The organism is Halobium salinum, assembly GCF_026586625.1.
GTDB lineage: Archaea > Halobacteriota > Halobacteria > Halobacteriales > Haloferacaceae > Halobium > Halobium salinum.
The window spans coordinates 349,183-370,124 of record NZ_JAODIW010000010.1 but is presented as its reverse complement, the minus strand read 5'-3'; the positions used below and the strand labels follow the sequence as shown (position 1 = coordinate 370,124).

General features: G+C 68.9%; 18 protein-coding genes and 1 pseudogene. 6 read left to right on the top strand and 13 right to left on the bottom strand.

The annotated features are described in order from the left end of the window. Positions 1 to 233: 233 nt before the first annotated feature. From N5095_RS20485 to N5095_RS20470, 4 genes are all read right to left on the bottom strand, one after another. Positions 234 to 398: a hypothetical protein gene (locus tag N5095_RS20485; protein WP_267625038.1), complete on the bottom strand. Its 165-nt coding sequence runs from the start codon at positions 396 to 398 to the stop codon at positions 234 to 236. Between the two features lie 308 nt (positions 399 to 706). Continuing rightward, positions 707 to 1,483: a GTP cyclohydrolase IIa gene (locus tag N5095_RS20480; RefSeq protein ID WP_267625037.1), complete on the bottom strand. Its 777-nt coding sequence runs from the start codon at positions 1,481 to 1,483 to the stop codon at positions 707 to 709. Positions 1,484 to 1,524: 41 nt separating this feature from the next. After that, entirely contained in the window at positions 1,525 to 1,803 is a 279-nt protein-coding gene (locus N5095_RS20475) for a hypothetical protein (RefSeq protein WP_267625036.1), read from the bottom strand. Between the two features lie 7 nt (positions 1,804 to 1,810). Further along, complete coding sequence (locus N5095_RS20470; protein WP_267625035.1) at positions 1,811 to 2,164, bottom strand: hypothetical protein; 354 nt, start codon at positions 2,162 to 2,164, stop codon at positions 1,811 to 1,813. A gap of 82 nt (positions 2,165 to 2,246) precedes the next feature. Between N5095_RS20470 and N5095_RS20465 the strand changes: the two genes are divergently transcribed. Together N5095_RS20465 and N5095_RS20460 are read left to right on the top strand one after the other, a co-directional pair. Further along, on the top strand, positions 2,247 to 3,122 hold the full coding sequence (locus tag N5095_RS20465; RefSeq protein ID WP_267625034.1) for an HAD-IIA family hydrolase: 876 nt from the start codon (positions 2,247 to 2,249) through the stop codon (positions 3,120 to 3,122). A 209-nt stretch (positions 3,123 to 3,331) separates the two neighbouring features. After that, a complete protein-coding gene (locus N5095_RS20460) occupies positions 3,332 to 4,042 on the top strand; it encodes a phosphoglycolate phosphatase (protein ID WP_267625032.1) in 711 nt (236 codons plus the stop codon). 150 nt (positions 4,043 to 4,192) lie between these two features. Here the strand turns inward: N5095_RS20460 and cutA are convergent. Both cutA and N5095_RS20450 read right to left on the bottom strand, forming a co-directional pair. Then, positions 4,193 to 4,492 (bottom strand): annotated as a pseudogene (gene cutA, locus N5095_RS20455) (divalent-cation tolerance protein CutA); the annotation flags it as partial. Positions 4,493 to 4,516: 24 nt separating this feature from the next. Then, positions 4,517 to 4,729, bottom strand: a complete 213-nt coding sequence (locus tag N5095_RS20450) for an HEWD family protein (protein WP_267625030.1) — start codon at positions 4,727 to 4,729, stop codon at positions 4,517 to 4,519. 217 nt (positions 4,730 to 4,946) lie between these two features. Between N5095_RS20450 and N5095_RS20445 the strand changes: the two genes are divergently transcribed. Together N5095_RS20445 and N5095_RS22420 are read left to right on the top strand one after the other, a co-directional pair. Continuing rightward, complete coding sequence (locus N5095_RS20445; protein ID WP_267625029.1) at positions 4,947 to 5,507, top strand: class I SAM-dependent methyltransferase; 561 nt, start codon at positions 4,947 to 4,949, stop codon at positions 5,505 to 5,507. 208 nt (positions 5,508 to 5,715) lie between these two features. After that, positions 5,716 to 5,871 (top strand): rubrerythrin-like domain-containing protein, encoded by a 156-nt coding sequence (locus N5095_RS22420; protein ID WP_267625028.1) that lies wholly within the window; start codon positions 5,716 to 5,718, stop codon positions 5,869 to 5,871. A gap of 232 nt (positions 5,872 to 6,103) precedes the next feature. On the opposite strand, the gene N5095_RS20435 is transcribed toward N5095_RS22420, so the two are convergent. From N5095_RS20435 to glpK, 7 genes are all read right to left on the bottom strand, one after another. Next, positions 6,104 to 7,114, bottom strand: coding sequence for a DUF368 domain-containing protein (locus N5095_RS20435; protein ID WP_267625027.1), 1,011 nt, complete (start codon positions 7,112 to 7,114; stop codon positions 6,104 to 6,106). Positions 7,115 to 7,118: 4 nt separating this feature from the next. After that, a complete protein-coding gene (locus tag N5095_RS20430) occupies positions 7,119 to 10,451 on the bottom strand; it encodes an oligosaccharyl transferase, archaeosortase A system-associated (RefSeq protein WP_267625026.1) in 3,333 nt (1,110 codons plus the stop codon). Between the two features lie 49 nt (positions 10,452 to 10,500). Next, the gene (locus N5095_RS20425) at positions 10,501 to 11,973 is read right to left on the bottom strand and encodes a lipopolysaccharide biosynthesis protein (protein WP_267625025.1); all 1,473 of its coding nucleotides are present in this window, start codon (positions 11,971 to 11,973) and stop codon (positions 10,501 to 10,503) included. Between the two features lie 51 nt (positions 11,974 to 12,024). Continuing rightward, on the bottom strand, positions 12,025 to 13,593 hold the full coding sequence (locus N5095_RS20420; RefSeq protein WP_267625024.1) for an alkaline phosphatase family protein: 1,569 nt from the start codon (positions 13,591 to 13,593) through the stop codon (positions 12,025 to 12,027). A 74-nt stretch (positions 13,594 to 13,667) separates the two neighbouring features. Next, the gene (locus N5095_RS20415) at positions 13,668 to 14,837 is read right to left on the bottom strand and encodes a Cdc6/Cdc18 family protein (RefSeq protein ID WP_267625023.1); all 1,170 of its coding nucleotides are present in this window, start codon (positions 14,835 to 14,837) and stop codon (positions 13,668 to 13,670) included. Positions 14,838 to 14,883: 46 nt separating this feature from the next. After that, positions 14,884 to 15,990 carry a DUF7973 family transport facilitator gene (locus N5095_RS20410; RefSeq protein WP_465260824.1) on the bottom strand — a complete coding sequence of 369 codons (1,107 nt, stop codon included), beginning with the start codon at positions 15,988 to 15,990 and terminating at the stop codon, positions 14,884 to 14,886. Between the two features lie 2 nt (positions 15,991 to 15,992). Continuing rightward, the gene (gene glpK / locus N5095_RS20405; protein ID WP_267625022.1) at positions 15,993 to 17,537 is read right to left on the bottom strand and encodes a glycerol kinase GlpK; all 1,545 of its coding nucleotides are present in this window, start codon (positions 17,535 to 17,537) and stop codon (positions 15,993 to 15,995) included. A gap of 266 nt (positions 17,538 to 17,803) precedes the next feature. On the opposite strand from glpK, the gene glpA reads away from it, so the two are divergent. Both glpA and glpB read left to right on the top strand, forming a co-directional pair. After that, positions 17,804 to 19,594, top strand: a complete 1,791-nt coding sequence (gene glpA / locus N5095_RS20400; protein ID WP_267625021.1) for an anaerobic glycerol-3-phosphate dehydrogenase subunit GlpA — start codon at positions 17,804 to 17,806, stop codon at positions 19,592 to 19,594. Next, positions 19,581 to 20,933 (top strand): glycerol-3-phosphate dehydrogenase subunit GlpB, encoded by a 1,353-nt coding sequence (glpB, locus tag N5095_RS20395; protein WP_267625020.1) that lies wholly within the window; start codon positions 19,581 to 19,583, stop codon positions 20,931 to 20,933. The genes glpA and glpB overlap by 14 nt, the downstream gene beginning before the upstream one ends. Positions 20,934 to 20,942: the final 9 nt, after the last annotated feature.

Here is a 20,942-nt window from a genome sequence, read left to right as displayed (position 1 = left end):
CCCACCGCCTCGTCGGTCGACCGACTCGCGTCTCGACAGGTGTGGGGGTTCGATGCATCGGAGAACCGCGAGCGGCACTCGACGTGTCACGGACTCTCAAGTGATGGCAGAAAGAGGTGCGCTGAACGCGGACCGAGACCTCGGGAGCGATAGTGCCCGTGGGAGGCCGTAGTGACTACGCGGCGTCGGGGGTGTCGACGAGAGTCGAGGGAGGCTGTGTGGGGCCGGAGCGCTCACGCGAAGTCGCGAACGTTCCGATCACCACACTGCGGGCAAGAGACCTTGCCCATGTGGGCCTCCTCGGAGTCGAATATCTCCATGCACGAGGTGCATTGGTACCGGAAGGTGTCGTCCTGACTACCGCTCACGATCGATTTCGCTCGGTCGATGATGCTCATGGTACAGATTGAGCGTCCACCCGCGGAGAGAATAAAGCCGTATCGCCGTTGCAGACGGTTGCACCCGTTGCAAAAACCCGGTCACCCGTTGGGGTCGGACTCCCCGACGGTCACGTCAGTTAAACTGGGCGTTTCGTGATGCGGGTCGACCCGGTTACTCTCGTCGACCGGGCTGACGACAGTCCAAGCCACCATGCTGACGACCGTCCCAACGCCATGCCGACGGCGCCGACGACCGTCCGAACCACGATACCGGCGATGCCAACCACCGTCCGAACCACGATACCGACGACCACCTGCGCGACGACTCACTCCGTCGCGGTGTGGGCGTCCGAGGCGAACTCGACTGCGGTTCCGTCGTACCGACAGGTTTCGAGCGCGTGCTTCGCCGCCATGCCAGCCTCGTGGGCCGAGACCGCCTCGCCGACGCCGACCTTCAACGAGACGCCGGCGTCGCGCTCGACGTGGTCGATGGCCGCACGGTAGTCGGCTTCGTCGAGGCTCGGCGTCACGGCGATGATGTTGTCGCCGCCGACGAAGAAGGAGAGGCCGCCGTGGTCCTCCCGGAGGTGACGCATCAGCGAGGCGTACCCCTGTTCGATCTCGACAAACGTGTCGAACTCGTTGAGGCGGTCGGTGTACTTCGTGGTCGCGTCGTTGACGTCGAAGTGAGAAATCTGCAGGTCGGCGGGTGAGGACTCCGTCAGGAACTCGCCGGTGAGCACTTCCGTACGCTCGCCGTCCTGTGCGCTTCCGGCGTTCTGGAGGCCCCGGCTCGCCGTCTCCAGCGCCGTCGCCGGTACCGGGTCGACGCCGGTTCCGAGGCTCACCGTCACCGGGTAGCGGTTGCGCACCGACTCCTGGAGCAGCGCGTGGTCCTCGCGGTCGAGTCCGTTGGTCACGGCCACCATGTTGTCCGCGCGAGTGAAGAACACGTAGCCGTCGCGGCTCCCGACGAACTGGGCCACGTCGGCGAACAGCCGGGACTGGAGCGTCTGGAGGTCCATCTCCCGACGAGGCTCCGGCGTCACCGTCCACGGCCCGTAGTTGTCGATCTGCACCTGGGTGAGCTGCGTCGCGGTCACTACGTCGAACTGAGGAGGGTGAGGTAATCGTTCTGTTGGTTTCAGCTCCTGACTTCCGGTTCACTTCTGTCCCACTCCTCCTCGACTTCGTTTACTTTTGTCCCACTCCTCCTCAGATTCGACTTCACTCTCTCGCTCCCTCTGCCTCCCGCTCGCTTCCTCTGCCTCCCGCTCGCTTCCTCTGCCTCTACCGGACAGGACAGCGCTCTCGCTCGAACGGTTCGGACGGCGGCCAACCGGCGTCGGTCGACCGATGTCGAGAGACCTATCGACGTCGAGAAATCAGCCGATACCGACAGACCGGCGGTCTCGATGGGCAAACCGCCGCTACGCGACCGGTCGGCCCGGTCGCCGGACACGGACGAGCGCCGCGTCCAGCGCCAGCCAGAGGGCGACCCAGACGAACACGGTCGCGAACACGATGAACGTCGTCGACAGGAGCGGGACAGCCTCGGAGACGGTGACGACGGTAGCGTAGCCGACGAACAGCGCGAGCAGCGTCAGTACGAGCCCGACGACGCCACAGGCACAGTGGCCGACGGTACCGACTCCATCGAGCCTGACGACGCCGTCTACTTCGCCGACACCGACCTCACCGGTGCCGACACCACCGGTCGCATCGGAACCGCTACCGTCGGCTCGCCGACCTCCACCGGTCCCCGGAGACGGTGGTTCGACCATGGTGGTCTCTACGTCACCTGGTGTGTTTAACGTTACCACTACACACAAAGCGTTCAATCGTGGCCCCACCCTATCCCGGGGTATGCCGATTACCGGTGCCATCCTCGACGTAGACGGGACGATTCTCCGGGGTAGCGACCCAATTCCCGGCGCCGACGTTGGGTCAACCGCGCTCGCGGACAGGGGCGTCCGGCGGCTGTTCTGCTCGAACAACCCGACGAAGAAGCCGACCGCATACGCCGAGCGTTTCGCCAACGCCGGGTTCGACGTAGACCCCGACGAGGTGCTCACCTCCGGGACGGTGACGGTCTCGTACCTCGCCGAGCACCGACCCGACGAGGCGGTGTTCCTCGTCGGCGAGTCGGGGCTCCGAGAGCAGTTGGCAGACGCCGGGCTCCGCGTGGTCGACGAACCCGACGCCGCGGAGACTGTCGTCGTCAGCGTCGACCGGGGATTCGACTACGACCGACTCACCGACGCCCTCTGGGCGCTCTCGGGCGGCCGAGCCGAGGTGCCGTCGGTCGGTGACGAGACAGCCTCGTCCGCCACCGAAGCGACGGGGGACGCCGGAGCCGACGACGTCGCCTTCGTCGGCACCGACCCGGACGTGACGATTCCCGGGGCGGACCGACCCGTCCCCGGATCCGGCGCCATCGTCCGGGCCGTCGCCGGTGTCGCCGAACGAGAGCCCGACATCGTCCTCGGGAAGCCCTCCGACTACGCCCGTGACATGGCCCTCTCCCGTCTCGGCGTTCCGGCCGACGAGTGTCTCGTCGTCGGTGACCGACTCGACACCGACATCGCGCTCGGCGCCCGGGCCGGGATGACGACGGCGCTCGTCCTGACGGGAATCGTCCGCGAGACGGAACTCGAGGCGGCGCTCGACGCCGCCGACGTGGAACCGGACTACGTGCTCGACTCCTTCGCCGAGGTCGAGCGCGTCTTCGAGGAGGAGTGATTCACGGAGCGACTGACGACGGCTGACGACCACCGGCACGTCATCCGGCGGCCGACAGCCCGGACATCACACGTCTCCGCGGGCACACGACCCTACGGCCACACGTCTCCGCGGGCACGCGACCCTACGGCCACACGACTCCGCGGCCACCCCGGACTCTCCGCTCGGCGGCGGCTGGACTTTTCACGCGTCTCGCCCAAGGCAGCGGTGTGACACCTCCGCTCGCGCTCGACATCGACGGTACGCTCACCCGACCGCACGGCGACGGGGTCGACCCGCGGGTGTTCGAGGTGCTGCCCGAATGGGACGCCCCGGTCGTCCTCACCACGGGAAAGGCGTTTCCTTACCCCGTCTCGCTTTGTCACTTCCTCGGCATTCCGGAGCGAGCCGTCGCCGAGAACGGCGGGGTCGTGCTCGTCGACGACCAACTCACCTACACCGGCGACCGCGAGCGCGCTCGCTCGGCGGTCGAGGAGTACAAATCGCGCGGGGGGGCGCTCGGGTGGGGCGCCGCCGACACGGTGAACCGCTGGCGCGAGACGGAGGTAGCGGTCCACGTCGACGGCGACGAAACCCTCCTCCGGGAGGTCGCGGCCGACCATGGGCTGGAGGTGTACGACACCGGCTACGCCTACCACGTGAAGACGCCCGGCGTCTCGAAGGGTGACGGCCTCACCACCGCCGCCGAGGTGCTCGGACTGGACGTCCGGGAGTTCGTCGCCATCGGCGACAGCGAGAACGACGTGACGACGTTCGAGGTCGTCGGGACCTCCTACGCCGTCTCTAACGCCGACGAGCGCGCGAAGGAGTCGGCCGACACGGTGCTCGACGACGCTCACATGGACGGCACGCTCGCGGCGCTCGCCGACCTCGAGGGGGGCCAGGCGGTGCTCGACCGGGTCGAATCCACCGAGCGCTAACCGGAGCCGGGAGCCGAGTCAGACGCCGCCGGCTCTGTCGTCGTCGCCAACACCGTCGTCGTCGCCAACACCGTCGTCGCCGGTCCTGTCGGCGTCGTTGGTCCGGCCGTCGCTGGTCCGGCCGTCGCCGACGCCGTCGCCGGATTCGTCTTCGACGGCCGTGTCACGCCACTCCCGGTACGCGGGTAGTACGTCGTCCTCGTCGAACCGCTCGATACAGGGGACGTCGTAGGGATGGAGTTCGACGACGCGCACCGAGAGCGCCTCGTACCCCTCGGCGGTCGTCTTCGCGAGGAGGATTACCTCCTCGTCGTCGTGGACGCTTCCCTCCCAGCGATAGACGGAGCGACAGTCCACCCGGTTGACGCAGGCTGCCAGTCGCTCCTCGACGAGCGTTCGCGCGATGTCGTCGGCCGCCTCGGGCGGCGCGGTGATGTAGACGGTCGGCACGCGTGGTCCAGGGGTCTCTCGGCGTCAGGCCGACCCGGCCGGCCGTCCGGAGCCGTCGTCGAACGGGACGAACGTCCCGTTGATGTCCCACTCGTGGACGCAGTAGACGCTCCCCACGCGGCGTTCGCCGTCGACCTCGGCGACGCGCCAGCTCCCGTCGCGCCACATCTCTTCGCGGCCACAGCGCTCGCACGTCCGGTCGGTCGGGCGCCGGAGTTCGGGGTCGGGGTCACTCATGGGCGTGGGAGCGTTCGCCACCGATATAACGCTGTTCCCCGGAGTCGGTCGAGGCGCTCCTACTTCGGCCCTCTGTTCCGGGACTCCGGACCCCTGCTCCGGGTTCTCAACTCGACTGAACCGGACGAACTGAATCGGGCCGAACCGAACCGGACCGAACCGGACCGGACCGAACCGCCCCGTACAGCTATATCCCGCTCCGGGTCCACCACCCGTCATGGGATTTCACACCTTCGACGTCGACCGCGCCGACGCGCTGGAAGACCCCTTTCGGTACCGGTACTGCTCCCGGGAGGAACTGCTCTCGCTGCTCGCGGTCCACTCCGATGCCGTCGTCGCGGACCTCGGCTCCGGAACCGGGTTCTACACCGACGACGTGGCCCCGTTCGTCGCGACCTGCTACGCGGTCGACGTCCAGGCGGAGATGCACGACCTGTACCGCGAGAAGGGCCTGCCGGAGAACGTCGAGACGGTCACCGCCGACGTGGCAGACCTCCCGTTCGACGACGCGAGCCTCGACTCCGCGTTCTCGACGATGACGTTCCACGAGTACGCAACCGCCGAGTCGCTGTCGACCGTCCGGGGTATCCTCCGACCGGGCGGTCGACTCGTCACCGTCGACTGGAGCGCCTCGGGCGACGGCGAGGACGGTCCACCCCGCGAGGAACGCTACGACCTCGGCGACGCCGTCTCGATGCAGACCGACGCCGGGCTCGCCGTCGAGGCCGCGGAATCCCGCCGAGAGACGTTCGTCACGGTCGCTCGACGCGTGGAGTAGCGTACGGACGGCAGAGCGAGGACGTCGTGAGGTTCCCGACGGGCACGAGGACCCACTTGGCGGCCGCGGAGAACCACCTGGCAGGCACGAAGAACCGCCGATTGGCGCAAAAGTGGACGAACGTTAATATCTATGCGTATTATGGCCTAGTGTAGACATAGGTACTCTCAGGATAACCCTTAACCACCAAAGCACGCCGAAAGCTACCGTGGCAATCAACAACACGACGGTAGACCCGTACAGTCCGAAGCGAGGGTACTACGAGTGTTACGACTGTGGCGAGCGAGAGACGAGCGTGGACTCCCGCACCGAGTGCGAATCGTGTGGGGGCGAAGTACGGAACATCGCGGTCCCGCGCGAGTGAGGACGGAGCGCTTCGAGAGCGAGGCACGAAACCGAGGGGTCGGAAGCGAAGGCCCGAAACGAGGACCGGGAGCGAAGGCCCGAAACGAAGACCGGGAGCGAAGGCCCGGAGACAAGGGTCGGAAACGAAGGTTCGAGAACCACCGGTTCCGAAGAGCGGGATAGAGAGGGAAGAGACGAGTCGAGCGGGACGCGTCGATAGAACTGTTTTCGAGTCCGCTTTCCCGACCGAATCAGTCGTCGCCCGACGCGACGTCCTCCGGGTCCATCTCCGGGTCCGACTCGTCCTCGCCGAGGTCGATGTCCCCGGCGTAGCGGTCGACGAGGACGATGGCGACGGCGCCGACGACGGCCGCACCGGCGAACACCCCGACGAGGTCGAGGCTCCAGACGCGACCCTGCTCGGCGAGTCGGGTGCTCGTCTGGACCACCGGCGCCCGCAGCGCGCCGACGATGAGGAAGATGAGGAACGTAAACGTCGCGTCACGGTAGTGTTCCAGCGCCCAGTCGACGACGCGGGAGATGGTCAGCAGGCCGATGACCGCTCCCACGAGGAACGACACCACGACGGCGCCGCTCTCGGTCAGCGCGTCGAGGCCGTTCGTTCCGAGCAGGAGACCGAACACGCCGTCCTTGAACGCGCTGAGCGACCCGGTGAGGAACGTGTACTGCCCGAGAATCAGGAGCAGCAGTGACCCCGAGATACCGGGGAGAATCATCGCGCTGATGGCTATCATCCCGGCGAAGAACACCACGACGACGCTCCCTTCCGGGATGAGCGTCTCCGCGGCCCCGCTGACGACGAACGCCAGTAGGAACCCTACTACGGCGGCGAGCTTTCGGCGGGCGGTCCCGACCGACACCTCGCCGACCAGCACCGCGGCGCTCGCGGCGATGAGGCCGAAGAAGAAGCCGAACGTCGGGACCGGCGCGGTCTCCACCGCGTGCTCGAGGGTGCTCGCGATGGCGACGACCGCCGTGACGAGCCCGGAACCGAGCACGAGGAGGAAGAGCACGTCCATCTCCCGGAGCGCGGCCAGCGCCTCGTCTCGGTCCGAGGTGAGCCCGCCCAGGAACCGCCGAACGTTGTCGGCGTCGACCGCGGTGATGGCGTCGATCAGCCGCTCGTAGATGCCCGTGATGAGGGCGATGGTGCCGCCGGAGACGCCGGGGACGGCGTCGGCGGCGCCCATGCAGAACCCCTTGGCGTACACGACGAGCCACGAGCGGAGGTCGACGGCCATCGGCTCAGACCACCCAGACCGTGCTCAGCACGGCCAGTCCAGCGGTGAGGACGGAGACGAAGCCAGTCGTTCCGGCGGAACTCGACTCGCCGGTCGTCACCGCGCCTCCGTCCAAGCTTGACGCGTTCGAGCCGTTCGTCGCCGCCTCGGTGACGTTCCCGGTCGAGGCGTTCCCGGCGCCGCCCGCAGTCGCGTTACCCGCGCTCGCGTTCCCGGCGGAGCCGTTGCCGGCGTTCGCCGGCGGGCGGGTGTCACGTTCGAGTTCGACCGTCACCGGCCCGTCCTCGGCTCCGACGACCTGGCCCTCGGGGACGCTCGCGTTCGAGGCGTAGCGGACGCCGTAGCCGCTCTCGTTGACGGTCGGCTCGGAGGCGACGAAGTACGGGCCCGTCGCCCGCACGCTCGTGTTCGTGTACCCCTCCTCCGTACCGTACTGGTCGTAGCCCGTCGTGGAGTACGGGAGCGTGAACTCGAAGTTCCCCTGTGCGTCCGCCTGCGTCTGCTGGCGGTAGGTGAACGTGGAGTTCGACGACGGCACGTTCATCTGCACCGTCGCGGTCACCGTCGCGTTGGCCGGGGCGCCGCTCCCCTCGACCGTCGCGCCGGGGACGCGTTCGAACGTCTTCACCCAACTCGGCGTCGTCTGGGTGAACAGCTGGGGCTGGAACGGAAGCCCGAGCGACCGCTGCACCCCGACCAGGCTATTGACGAATCCTCGTGAGTCGTACGCGGTCGACTCGCTCGACTTCACCAGCCGGTAGTGTTCGAGCGCCGGGACGCGCTCCTCGGGGTACGGCCCGAAGCCGCCGACCTGCGCGCTGCCGTCCTGCTCGACGTAGGCCCGTGCCGCGCTCATGTTGTCGAACGTCCGCACCGGCTGGCTCCCGTTTCCGGCCGGGAGCACGCGGTAGCTCTGGCCCTGGAACGTCTGGGTCTCCCAGTCGACGACGATGGGCTGGGGCTCCATCGCGCTCCCGTGGTACTGATACAGCCGGACCATCTGGCTGTCGTAGTAGCGCTGTTTGTGCATCCAGAAGCCGAAGGAGGCGCCGCCCTGCTGGTTCTGACGCAGCACGGGGTAGTAGAAGTCGTTGGCGCCGACGTTCTCCTCGGCGTCGTAGAAGACGATGGGCGCGCCGAACTTCTGGCCGACGGTCGTCATCTGCCAGTCGACCATCACCAGCCGCGTCTGGTTGCCCTCGCCCTCCGCGTCGTTCTCGTAGCTCCGGAGCACGTCCTCGGCCTGGGACTCGCTCGGGGCGAGCAGGTAGTTCGCGGCCTGCACCGCGCCCTGCTGGAACGGGTTGGCGTTCGGGATGCGGTCGCCCTCGACGGTGATCCAATGGCCGTAGTCCCACCAGGACATCACGCCGTAGGCGCCGTCCGGGTAGTCGTAGTTACCGTCGGCGGGCTCCTGGTAGGTGCCGTAGTAGTCCAACTCGCCGGCGTTGTCGGCGCCGCCGTACTCACCGACGGCGGGCGTGTTGTTGCTCATCCAGTCCAGCGAGCCGTCCCACTGCGTGACCGCGCCGGGGCCGTGGAACTTCGCCGTCTGGTGGGCCGGAGTGGTGAGCTGCATCCCCTGGCCCCCGCCGCCGGAGCCGCTCGCGGCGAGCGACACCGCCATGCCGGGGACGAGCGCGACGACGAGGACGACGACCACGGCGACCGCCTTCAGCGCGTCGGCGTTGTCCCGGGCGCGGGCGACCGAGCCCGTCAGGTCCAGCACGCGGAGGAGTTCGCCGAGCAGGAACGCGTTCAGCACGGCGACGACGACGGCGAGGTAGTAGTTGAACCGCACCTGCGTGAACGCGGCGGCGGTGATGAAGCCCGCCCAGACGACGACGAACAGGACCTCGGCGTCGTACCGCGCGAGCACGACCGCGCCGACGAGCAGCGCCGTCACGATGGCGAGGCCGAGCACCTGGGGGTCGCCGCCGACGACGCCGGCGATCGCCGAGAGCAGGCCGGGCGCGAGGAAGATGAGGAGAACGGTCGCGAGCCCGGCGCCGACGTACGTGTACTCGCGGGTCTCGCCGTCGCGGACCAGCGGCCGAATCACGAGCCAGATGGCCGCCAGCGCGGCGGTGAAGAAGGCCATCCCGTACTCGCGATAGATCATCTCCGTCCGGGAGATGTTGCCGAAGCGCTGGAGCCGGTTGGGGTCGAGGAACGGTCGGGCCTCGGCGATGGTGCGGGTCGCCGCGTTGGCGCTGAACCCGACGATGCGCAGGAGGTTGTTCAGGAGCAGACTGAAGAACTCCGGCGTGACGACCGCGAGCAGGCCGGCGAGGACGAACAGGATGCCGAACACCGCGGCGGGGTAGTACGTCGTCTCGGTGTCGCGGCCCTCGAAGAACCGGGCGAGCGCGGCGAGGAAGACGGCCCCGAAGGCGACGGCGAAGGCGAGCAACGGCTGGAGAATCGAAAACCGCGTCGGCGACGGGTTCAGCGTCTCGATCGGCACGAGCAGGAGGAGCCCCGTCACGGTCATCGCGACGGCGCCGACGATGCCGACGGGCTCCGGCGTGTCGCCGCCGACCACGTCGCTCGTCATCTTCAGCAGGAGGAAGATGCCCGTGATGACGATGAGCAGGAGACCCGGCGGCCACACCCACATGTACATCGCGACGGCGACGCCGGCGAGCGCCGCGAAGAGGAGCGGCCGGCGGAGCGAGTCGACCTCCCGGGCCTGGACGAGCTCCCAGACCGGCTTCTCGCGCTCGGCCACCGCGAAGGCGACGACGAGTGCGAGCACGGCCAGCGCCTGGAAGAACGGCTCGACCCCGTTGTGGTCGGAGACGCCCACGAGGGTGCGCTGGAGGAACGTACCCGGAAGGAGCATCAGGATGGCGGCGCCGAACAGCCCGGCCGCGCGGCCACCCAGACGTTTCCCGAGGAAGTACACCGGAATCGCGGTGAGCGCGCCGAAGACGGCGGGTGCGACGAGCAGGGTCTTCGCGACGAGCTCCGGGTTCGGACTCCCGAGACCCACGACGAGGGCGGCCGTCGCGACGAGCTGGTCGTACAGCGTCCCGAACTGGCCCGTGCTCGTCCCGTAGGGGAAGTAGGTCCACGGGTCGAACGGAATCGTCGACGGCCAGTTCCGGACGGTGTAGCTCACTTCTCGGAGGTGATACCAGGCGTCGTTACCGGAGAACAGCACCTCGCCGTCGGCACGGACGAACCGGTCGTACGGCAGGAGCCGAATCCAGAGCATGACGGCCATGATCGCCGTCATGGCGAGCCCCACGGGGACGTAGGGGCGGCGTTCGAGATAGTCCAGGGTGCGGTCGGCGTAGCCGACCTCCCCGTCGCTCTCTGTGCGCAGACTCATTGGGCGGAACAACTGTTATCCGGCGAATAAGCCTTGTGATTCGGAGGCCTCAACTCCCGCCGCCGCGCTCCGCCGCGAGGTCCCGTAACACCCAGACGGCGTCGTTCCGGATGCGTTCGTTGAGCGTGACGAGCGACGCGAAATAAGTCGCCGCGCCGACGGTCAACACGGCCGCCAGCCGGACCGGGCCGGCCGCCCCACCCAGCAGTCCTGTCACCACCACGACGACCACCGCCATCACGAGCGCCGCCGCGACCTGCGTGGCGATGTCCCGGAGCGCCTCGCCGGGAATGGGGTAGTCGAGCCGGTGAACCAGGTACGCGACGCTGACAGCGAAGGCGAGCGTCGTCGTCACCGCCAGCCCCGCCGCGTCGAACGCTCGCACCAGCGGGTAGAAGACGGCGCCGTAGACGAGGATGAGCAGGACGGAGCTCGCGGCGGCCACCTGCGGACGGTCGGTGCCGAGGAAGTACGACTCGAATGACGAGCGAAAGCCGTTCGCCAGGTTCGCGAGTGCGAGCAGGACGACGAGGACGTTCCCCTGTCCGACCGTCCCGAGCACGGGGAGGACGACCGTTCCCGGGTCGACACCGAACAGCGTCGCGAGCAGGTCGTTGCCGACGACGGCGCCGCCCGCCAGCGCGGGGAGCGCGAACAGGCCGGCGTACGACGTGGCTTTCCCCAACAGGTTCCTGACCTTCTCGGCGCGCTCCTCGGCGGTGAGCCGGGAGAACTCCGGGAACGACACCCGGGAGAGCGCCGCCGAGAACAGCATCGCCGCCTCCGTCACCGTGAACGACACCTTGTAGATGCCCGCCGCACCCGGGCCGACGAACGCGCCGAGCAGGACGTAGTCGGCGTGTTTGAACAGCTGGCTGCTCATCGTCTGGAGGTACGCGAACTTCGAGAAGTCGACGAACTCGGAGAACAGCGCCCGCGAGGGCCGGGCCGGCACCACCCGAGCGTAGGCGTACGCGACGAGGAAGGTGACGAACTGTCCGGCGACGAGCCCCCAGATGAGACCCCGGACGCCCCACTCCAGTCCCAGCAGCAGGACGAGCTGAATCGCGACGATGACGAGGTAGCGACTGTTCTCGACGAGCCCCGCGAGCGCGACTCGACCCTCCCCTTCGAGAAAGGCGCCGGTGAGACGGAAGAGGCCGTACGTGAGCACACCGAGCGGGAGCAACAGCGCTCCGTCGACGCCGATGACGCGGTCGATGCGTCCGCGGAGCGTGACGGCGACGACCGCCGAGACGGCCGTCCCCCCGAGCACGAACAGGACGCCACTGGTGTAGTGGCGCGCCCGGTTCCCGCCTGCGCTCACCAGCTTCGTCACCGTGTTGTAGAGGCCGAAGGAGACGGCGGCCGCGAGCAGCATCTGTAGCGAGAGGAAGATGGCGTAGCTCCCGAGCCCCTCCTCGCCGAGCGTGTAGCCGATGACGGCCGTCCCGACGAACCCGGCGAGGGTGCCGCCGACGTTGGTGACGAACCGCTTCGACACCTCGGCGCCGACTTTCACGCGTGACCCCCCATCGACGAGTCACTCCAGACGCCCGCCATCGTCGACGAGTTACTCCAGATACCCGAGTTCGCGCAGGCGGTCTTTCACCTCGTCCTCGCGGTCCTCGTCGCCGGAGACGCCGCCCTCTGCGCCCGTTACCGCGTCGCCGCCGACGAAGTCGTAGTACGCAGGCTCGCGGTTGGCGGGGTCGCTCCCCGTGTCGAACACGTCGAGCACGCGGCCGGCCGCGCTCGCCGGAATCTCGTACCCCAGCGCGTGGAGGATGGTCGGCGCGAGGTCGGTCAGGCTTGCGCCCTCGACCGTCCCGTCGCGGAACGACGGGCCGCGGGCGAAGAGGATGCCGTCGCGAGCGTGGCCCGACGTGTCGGCGTCGAACAGCAGGTCGTCCACGTCCAGTCGCGAGGAGGCGTGTACCCGCGGCGTCTCGATGACCATCGTCAGGTCGGGGGTGTGTGGACCCCCTCGACGCAGCCGGTCGAAGCGCACGTCGAGGCCGACCGACTCGGCCGCCTCGCGGAGGGCCGACTCGGCCTCGTCACAGACCGCGGCTATCTCGTCGGGGTCGTCGGCGAAGGTGTACACGAGCGTCGACTTCTGGCCGATGTCGGCGACGGCTCGCGTCCGCGCCCAGTCGACGCGCCCGAGGTTGATGGCGTTGTCCAGCCCGAGCGCCGAGCCGTCGGGAATCCCGGTCAACGCGCTCTCCGGGACGAGTTGGCGCACCGCGGTGAGCAGGCCGGTTCGGTAGAGCGCCTCTCGGGCGGCCAGTCGAGCCTTCCCCAGCAAGGCCTTCGTGTTGTCGCCGCCGCCGTCGGAGAGCGAGACGAGGCCGGCGTCCTGCAGGGCGCGGTTGGGCGCGAACTTCCGGCGGACCTTCTCGAAGCCGTGGTCGCTCATCAGGAGTACGTCCTCGTCCCCGTGAGCGTCGAGGAACTCGCCGAGGCGCTCGTCGACGCGCTGGTACACCTCGAAGATGGCGTTCTCCGTCGACGCCGGCGGCGTGTCGTCCGGTCCCCAGTAGTGGTGGGCGACCCGGTCGGTCGCCCGAATCAGGCCGACCGCGAGCTCCGGCTCCTCCTTTCGAACGAAGTGTTCGAACCCGTCGAAGCGCTTGTCCACCAGCGAGAGCGACAGGTCGACGTACTCGCGGGAGCCGGGGCGCTCGTCGTTGCGGAGTTTGTACTCCCCGACCACGTCCTGTAGCTCGTCCCACGCCTCCGGCGGATGCGAGTAAGAGTCTTTGTACTCAGGAGCGGCGGCGACGATGGTCCCGTCGATGGCCTGCCACGGGTACGAGCCGGGGATGTTGAACACGACACAGCGCCCGCCCTGGTCGGAGACCGCGTCCCACATCTTCCCGGGGACGAACTCGTCGTGGCTCAGGTCCAGCTCCTTCGTGTCGCGGTTGAAGTGCGTGAACCCGTACATGTCGAGTACCGACGGTTCGCGACCGGTGGCGAAGGCGGGCCACGCGGGGACGGTGACTTCGGGGACGGTGCTCTCGAGCGGGCCGCTGACGCTCTCCTCGAACAGCCGGGCGAAGGCGGGGAGTTCGCCGGCGTCGGCCCAGGGACGTATCAGCGAGAACGTCGCCCCGTCGAGGCCAAGCACGATCATACTCGGGACCACTCCCGAGCGGACCAAAAGGCGTTCGATAGGGTGTGACCCAGCCAGACTGTGGGGCCCGGCGCTCACTCCACGCCGAGCGCGAACAGCCGCCGGAACACCGCCGTCGGGAACCGCGGTTCGAGCCGGCTCGGTGGCCGACCCTGTCCGGTGCGTTCCTGCGTCACGCGTTCTGCGACGCCGACCTCCGCGAGTTCGTAGAGGATGCGCGTCACGGTCGCCTCCGAGAGGTCGACGCCCTCGGCGGCCGCGATGGCGCCCGCGGCGTCGCGCACGGACCGACGCTGCTCGTCGCTCAGTTCGACGAGCGTGGCGAGCACCTGTCGGCGGTTCGCCGGGAGTGCGAACACGCGCCCGAGCGAGACACAGGGGCGCGGGACGGCGTCGATGCCGGTCTCGACGTCGGTGTCGTCGACGGCCTCGCGTCCGGCCGTGGCCGCCCGGTCGGCGGCACCGAACACGGCCGCGAGTGCGTCGTGGGCGTCCCCGTCGGCCCACTCCGCGACCCGACGGATGCGTTCGTGGGAGATGCCGTGGCGCGCGAGGCCCCGAGACGTGCGGGCGGTGAGCACGTCGGTGAGCCCGTGTGGCCGGTACGGTGGCAGTTCGACCGTGGCGGTCGGCGCGGCGTCGACGGCGCTCGGCTCCGCACGGCCGACTCCGACCCACGAGCACGACGCCGAGAGGGGTTCGAACATCGCCGCGACGTCGGCGACGCTCCGGGTCTCGGGTTCGCCCAAGTGGTCGACCGCGACGACGACGCGTCGGTCGTCGCCGAGTCGCTCGCGGAGGCGTTCACGGAGGTGCTCGACCCCGAGTCCCTGCTCCGGGACGCGCTCGTCGACGAGCGCGTCGAGCAGCGCGTGCGAGAGCGCGAAGTCGCTCTTCGCCCGTCGGGCGTCGACGTAGGCGAACTCCACGCCGGACGGGGGCGGGGCGCTCCGCGTCGTCGTCGGAATCGTTCGTCGCGAGCGTGCTCCTAACCCGACCAACCGCGAGAACAGGGCGCTCAGAATCGCCGACTTCCCCGACCCCTTCGGCCCGTACACGTAGGCGTTCGACGGAAGCCGGTCGTCGAACGCGGGGTCGAGGTGGTCGAGTACGCGTTCGAGCGCCGGACCGCGCCCGGTCGGCTCCGCCGGATGAGAGACGGGACTCAGGGCCTCGTAGTCGACGACGAGCTGCGGCTCCGTGTCCGTACGCAGGCGCCTGGATATCCGTTCGTCGATGTCCATGGTTCGATGGGCAGTGGGGAGGGCGAGCGCGGGGTGGCGAGCCGCCTCAGAGGCCGAGCGTCGGCATGTAGGCCGACCCCGCGAGCACTCCGACGATGTGCAGCACCGCGATGAGGAACGACGTAATCACGATGGCGGCGGCGGGCGGGTCCCAGTGGGTGTCGGCGTGGGCGTAGAACACCCGCTGGAACGCCTCACCGACGAGCGCCGAGATGAGGCCGAACACCGCGCCGACGACGATGACGAGCGCGCCGACCGTCTCCGGCGGCGCGCCGCCGACGAACGCCCAGGCGCCGGCGCTCCCCATGATGGTGATGTGGTGGGTCACCGGAATCTTCTCCACCCCACAGTTGAGGAACACCAGACTCGCGGCGCTGATACCGAACGCGAGGAACGGCATCCCGGTCGAGGCCCAGATGAACGCTCCGAGCGTCCCGGCGACCAGACCGATGGCGGCGACCCCGCTCCACTCGTACTGGTGGGGGAGCCACGGCTCGACCGCGAGGCGCTGCTTCGCGGTGGCCGCTCCGCCGTCGGTCGCCGACTCGCGCTCGGTGTCGCTCTGTGTCGCGGGTTCGCTCAGCACCCGCATCTCCTCGCGGGCGAACGGCGACATGTCGAAGACGCCGTCGCCACGGGCCTTCCCGACGATGTCGTAGCCGAAGGCGACCCGGTGGACGAGCGCGGAGAGCGTGACCCCCAGCGCGATGCCGTCCCACGGGAGGGCGAGTTGGGCCGAGAGCGTCTGGACCCAGTAGCCGAAGACGCCGAAGACGGCGCCGACGGCGAGCACGTCCGGGCGCGTCCCGAGCGCGGCGGCGATGTTCTTCGCCTCGTGATAGTCGAAGCCGAAGTCCATGTAGCCGCGGTCGGCGGCGTACGCTGCCGCTGCCGCCCCACCGGCGAAGCTGATGGCCGGCGAGAACACCGGACCGAACGCGATTGCGCCGGTGATGGCGGCGGAGTCCGGGTTGAGGTACTCGGCGGTCTGCCCGTAGACGACCATGAACCCGGTGAAGATGAACGCCGGCAGCGCGCCGAGTGCGGCGCCGAACGCCCCGCCCGCGAGGGCGGCCAGGAGCATGGTCGGGTCGAGGAGGGCGCCGATGTCGACCTGCACCGGAACCGTCGCGACCGTACCGACCGTCGACATCCCTACTCACCCCCGTCGTCGTCGCGCGCCCAGTCCTTCGAGCGCTCGACGGCCTCGCTCCAGCGGCCGTAGCGGCGCTCGACGCCCTCGGCGTCGGAGTCGGACTCGAACTCGCGGTCGACCTGCCAGTTGTCCCGAAGCTCGTCCATCGTCTCCCAGTAGCCGACGGCGAGGCCGGCGGCGTACGCCGACCCGAGCGCCGTGGTCTCGTCGACCTGCGGGCGGACGATGGTCGTGTCGAGGATGTTCGCCTGGAGCTGACAGAGGAAGTTGTTCTTCACCGCACCGCCGTCGACCCGGAGGTCGTTCATCTCGATACCCGAATCGGCCTCCATCGCCTCCATCACGTCGCGCGTCTGGAACGCGATGGATTCGAGGGTGGCGCGGACGATGTGTTCCTTCCGCGTGCCGCGGGTCATTCCGACGATGGTGCCGCGGGCGCGCTGGTCCCAGTGGGGGGCGCCGAGGCCCGTGAACGCCGGGACGACGTAGACGCCGTCGGTGGAGTCCACGGAGCGTGCGAGCTCCTCGGTCTGTGCGGCGTTCTCGATGAGGTCGACGTCCTCCAGCCACTCGATAGCGGCGCCGGTGACGAAGATGGCGCCTTCGAGGGCGTACTGTACGGGTTCGCCGGTGCGCTGGAAGCCGACGGTCGTGAGGAGCCCGTGCTCGCTGGTGACGGCCTCGTTGCCGGTGTTCATGAGGAAGAACGACCCGGTGCCGTAGGTGTTCTTCGCGTCCCCCTCGTCGTAGCAGGTCTGGCCGAACAGCGCGGCCTGCTGGTCGCCGAGAGCCCCAGCAACGGGAACCTCGGCGCCGAGGAATCCGTCGGGGTCGGTGTGGCCGTAGTAGTCGTCGTCGCTGGACGGGCGGACCTCGGGGAGCATCTCCATCGGCACGTCGAACTCCGCACAGAGTTCGTCGTCCCACGCCATGTCGTGGATGTTGAACAGCATGGTCCGCGAGGCGTTCGTCACGTCCGTGATGTGGTTCCCGGTGAGGTTGTAGATGAGCCACGTGTCGATGGTGCCAAAGAGCACCTCACCCTCGGCCGCCCGGTCGCGTACGTCCGCCGGCCGGGCGCGCTGCATCTTCACCGGGTCGGCGTTGTCGAGCAGCCACTCGGCTTTCGTCGCCGAGAAGTACGCGTCCGCCTCGAGGCCGGTCTTCTCGCGGACCCACTCGACCTTGTCCTCCGCCTCCAGCGTCTCGACGCGGTCGGTCGTCCGCCGGTCCTGCCAGACGATGGCGTTGTGAACGGGCTTGCCGGACTCCGCGTCCCACAGGAGAGTCGTCTCGCGCTGGTTGGTGATGCCGATGGCGGCGAGTTGGTCGGCCGAGAGTCCGGCGTTTTCCAGTGCGGTCTCGATGACCGACTGCGTGTTCTCCCAGATCTCCATCGGGCGATGCTCGACCCACCCCGGCTCGGGGTAGACCTGCTCGTGCTTCTCGTAGGCGTTGGCGACGACCTGTCCCTCGTGGTCGAACACCATGAACCGCGTCCCCGTCGTTCCCTGGTCGATCGCGCCGACGTATTGCTCTGTCATGTCTGGTGTACCTCGTGATGGCGGCGCCCCTTCTTTATCGATGGACCCGCCGCTAGCGTAAAGAGCATGTACAACCATCATAAACTTTACTCGTCACTCACGGTTTCCGACCGTTCTCCGGCGAAATTTGTCGTGTCTCGACGACGAAGTCGACCGCGAACGCCCCGAACGTGCAAAACATTCACACGCACTGACTAGTTATTTACTGCCGACCCCCAGTGGGGAGGTAAAGTGAAGTGACCAGCCCCCTTCGACTCTCGTACCTGATGACTACCGCACCGACCGTCCTCGTGCTCGGGGGCGGTTCGACGGGCTGTGGCGTCGCCCGGGACCTCGCGATGCGGGGGTTCGACGTGACGCTCGTCGAGAAAGGAAACCTGACACACGGGACGACGGGGCGGATGCACGGACTGCTCCACAGCGGCGGCCGATACGCGGTCTCCGACAAGGCGAGCGCCCGGGAGTGTATCCAGGAGAACCGCGTCCTCCGGCGCATCGCCAGTCACTGCGTCGAACTGACCGGCGGGCTGTTCGTCCAGAAGGCCGAGGACGACGACGCGTACTTCGAAGAGAAGCTACAGGGCTGTCGCGACTGTGGTATCCCGGCCGAGGTGCTCTCGGGCCGCGAGGCCCGCGAGATGGAGCCGTACCTCGCCAAGGACGTGAAACGCGCCATCCGCGTCCCGGACGGCGCCGTCGACCCCTTCCGGCTCTGTGTCGCTAACGCCGCGAGCGCGGAGGAACACGGGGCGCGGGTCGAGACGCACTCGGAAGTGACCGACGTGCTCGTCGAGGACGGCGAGGTCGTCGGCGTCGAGGTCGAACACAAGTCCGGCTCCGGCCCGCGCGTCCACGGCAAACCCGGCGAGACCGAGGAGCTGTACGCCGACCACGTCGTCAACGCGACCGGGGCGTGGGCCGGGCAGGTCGGCGACCTCGCGGGCGTCGACGTCGAAGTACGCCCCTCGAAGGGCGTGATGGTCGTGATGAACAGCCGGCAGGTCGATACCGTCGTCAACCGCTGTCGACCGAAGGGCGACGCCGACATCATCGTCCCACACGAGACGGCCTGCATCCTCGGCACGACCGACGAGGAGGTCGAGGACCCCGAGGACTACCCCGAGGAGGGGTGGGAGGTCGACCTGATGATAGACACCCTCTCCGAACTCGTGCCCATGTTGAAGGACGCTCGCACCATCCGGTCGTTCTGGGGCGTCCGACCGCTGTACGAGCCGCCGGGGACCGGCACGACGGACCCGACGGACATCACGCGGGACTTCTTCCTGCTCGACCACGGGGAGCGCGACGACCTGCCCGGGATGACCAGCATCGTCGGCGGGAAGTTCACCACCTACCGCCTGATGGCCGAGAAGATATCCGACCACGTCTGCGAACTGTTCGGCGTCGACGCCGACTGTCGAACCGCCGACGAACCCCTGCCGGGAAGCGAAGACGCGGCGGTGCTCGACGACTACATGGACGCCTTCGGTCTGCGCTCGCCCATCGGTCGGCGCAGCAGCCAGCGCCTCGGCTCCAAGGCCGAGTCCGTGCTCGGCGACTGGCAGGGGCCGAACCCGGTCGTCTGCAACTGCGAGGCCGTCACCCGCGCCGAGTTCGCGGACGCGCTCTCGGACTCGGGCACCGACCTCAACGCCGCTCGGCTCCGGACCCGCGCCTCGATGGGCAACTGTCAGGGCGCGTTCTGCTGTTCGCGGATGGCCGCCGAACTGTACCCGAACTACGACGAGCCGGTCGTCCGCGAGGCGTACGACGAGCTGTACGCCGAGCGCTGGAAGGGCGAACGCCACGCGCTGTGGGGCGAACAGCTCTCGCAGGCGATGCTGAAGTACGCGCTCCACGCGACGACGATGAACGCCGACGGCGACCCCGCGCGACTGGACGACCCGGTCGACTACGCCGCCTTCGACGCCGGTCCCGACGCCGTCGACGTCGACGCCGGCGAGGGTGGCGATACGGGGCGGACGGACGCCACCGCGGACGGCGGTCGGCCGATTCGGGACGAGGCCGGAGAGGAGGTCGACGATGCCGATTCGTGAGGACGTGCTCGTCGTCGGCGGCGGGATGGCCGGCGCGACGGCGGCGCTGTCGGCGGCGCGGACCGGCGCCTCGGTTCGACTGGTCTCCTACAGGAAGCCGACGTTTCGGCAGGCTTCGGGGCTCGTCGACCTGCTCGGGTACGTCCCAGAGCGCACCGACGGCGACACGAGCGGGGACGTCGAGGGCGGCACCGACGGCTCCGGGTCGGACACCGGCGGTCGCTCCTCGGGACCGGTCGCGAACCCCTACGACGCGCTTTCGGTCCTCCCCGACGACCACCCGTACTCGGTCGTCGGCGACGACGCCGTCCGCGAAGCGTTCGACCTGTTCGACGAGGTCGCCGGCGACCTGTACGTGGGGAGCCACACCGACGCCAACGCGCTTCTTCCCACCCACGGCGGGACGGTGAAGCCGACCGCCCGCTACCCCGTCTCTGCGGCAGCGGGCGTCGCCAGCGACGACCGGTCGATGCTCCTCGTCGGCTTCGAGGGGTTGACCGACTTCGACGCGCCGCTCGCGGCCCAGCACCTCCGCGCCGCCGGCGTCCCCTTCGACGTGGAGGGCGTCCAGGTCAGGTTCCCGATTCGGTTCCGGGCGGACGCGAAAGTGACGCGCTACGCCCGGGCGCTGGACCGAGACGAGGAGGCCGCCCGACGGCGACTCGTCTCCCGCCTCGAGGACCACGTCGAGTCCTCGGGCGCCGAACGCGTCGGCTTCCCCGCCCTCCTGGGCGACGAGCAGCCCGCGACCGTGCGGGAGGACCTCGCCGACCGCCTCGGCGTCGACGTGTTCGAGGTGCCGATGGGGCCGCCGTCGCTCCCGGGGATGCGCCTCGAAGACCGCCTCTACGCGGCGCTCGACGAGGCCGGCGTGCGGATGACGACCGGCAACCCGGTCGTCGACTACGAGGGCGAGGAGACCGACGAGGACGCCGGGAGCGTCCGCATCAACGCGGTGCTCGTCGACCACAAGAACAACCGGGTGCCGTACCACGCCGAGCAGTTCGTGCTCGCGACCGGCGGACTGGTCGGGAAGGGTATCACCTCCTCGCGCGAGCGGGTGATGGAACCCGTCTTCGACTGTTACGTCCCCCACAGCGAGGACCGGTACGACTGGTCGCGCGCGGACGCCTTCGGCGACCACCCGTTCGCCCGGTTCGGGGTCGTCCCGGACGGGGAGTTGCGACCGACGACCGCGGACGGCGAGGCACAGTTCGAGAACCTGCGCGCGGCCGGGGGTGTCCTCGGCGGCGCCGACTTCGCGGCGGAGAAATCGGGCAGCGGCGTGTCGCTCGCGACGGGCCACGTCGCCGGCCGGACCGCGGGCGAGAGCGTATGAGGAAGCGAG

Coding starts and splice junctions, on each gene's coding strand:
- N5095_RS20485 (WP_267625038.1), bottom strand. CDS start 398: ATGAGCATCATCGACCGAGCGAAATCGATCGTGAGCGGTAGTCAGGAC.
- N5095_RS20470 (WP_267625035.1), bottom strand. CDS start 2,164: ATGGTCGAACCACCGTCTCCGGGGACCGGTGGAGGTCGGCGAGCCGAC.
- N5095_RS20465 (WP_267625034.1), top strand. CDS start 2,247: ATGCCGATTACCGGTGCCATCCTCGACGTAGACGGGACGATTCTCCGG.
- N5095_RS20450 (WP_267625030.1), bottom strand. CDS start 4,729: ATGAGTGACCCCGACCCCGAACTCCGGCGCCCGACCGACCGGACGTGC.
- N5095_RS20445 (WP_267625029.1), top strand. CDS start 4,947: ATGGGATTTCACACCTTCGACGTCGACCGCGCCGACGCGCTGGAAGAC.
- N5095_RS20435 (WP_267625027.1), bottom strand. CDS start 7,114: ATGGCCGTCGACCTCCGCTCGTGGCTCGTCGTGTACGCCAAGGGGTTC.
- N5095_RS20430 (WP_267625026.1), bottom strand. CDS start 10,451: ATGAGTCTGCGCACAGAGAGCGACGGGGAGGTCGGCTACGCCGACCGC.
- N5095_RS20420 (WP_267625024.1), bottom strand. CDS start 13,593: ATGATCGTGCTTGGCCTCGACGGGGCGACGTTCTCGCTGATACGTCCC.
- N5095_RS20415 (WP_267625023.1), bottom strand. CDS start 14,837: ATGGACATCGACGAACGGATATCCAGGCGCCTGCGTACGGACACGGAG.
- N5095_RS20410 (WP_465260824.1), bottom strand. CDS start 15,990: ATGTCGACGGTCGGTACGGTCGCGACGGTTCCGGTGCAGGTCGACATC.
- glpK (WP_267625022.1), bottom strand. CDS start 17,537: ATGACAGAGCAATACGTCGGCGCGATCGACCAGGGAACGACGGGGACG.
- glpA (WP_267625021.1), top strand. CDS start 17,804: ATGACTACCGCACCGACCGTCCTCGTGCTCGGGGGCGGTTCGACGGGC.
- glpB (WP_267625020.1), top strand. CDS start 19,581: ATGCCGATTCGTGAGGACGTGCTCGTCGTCGGCGGCGGGATGGCCGGC.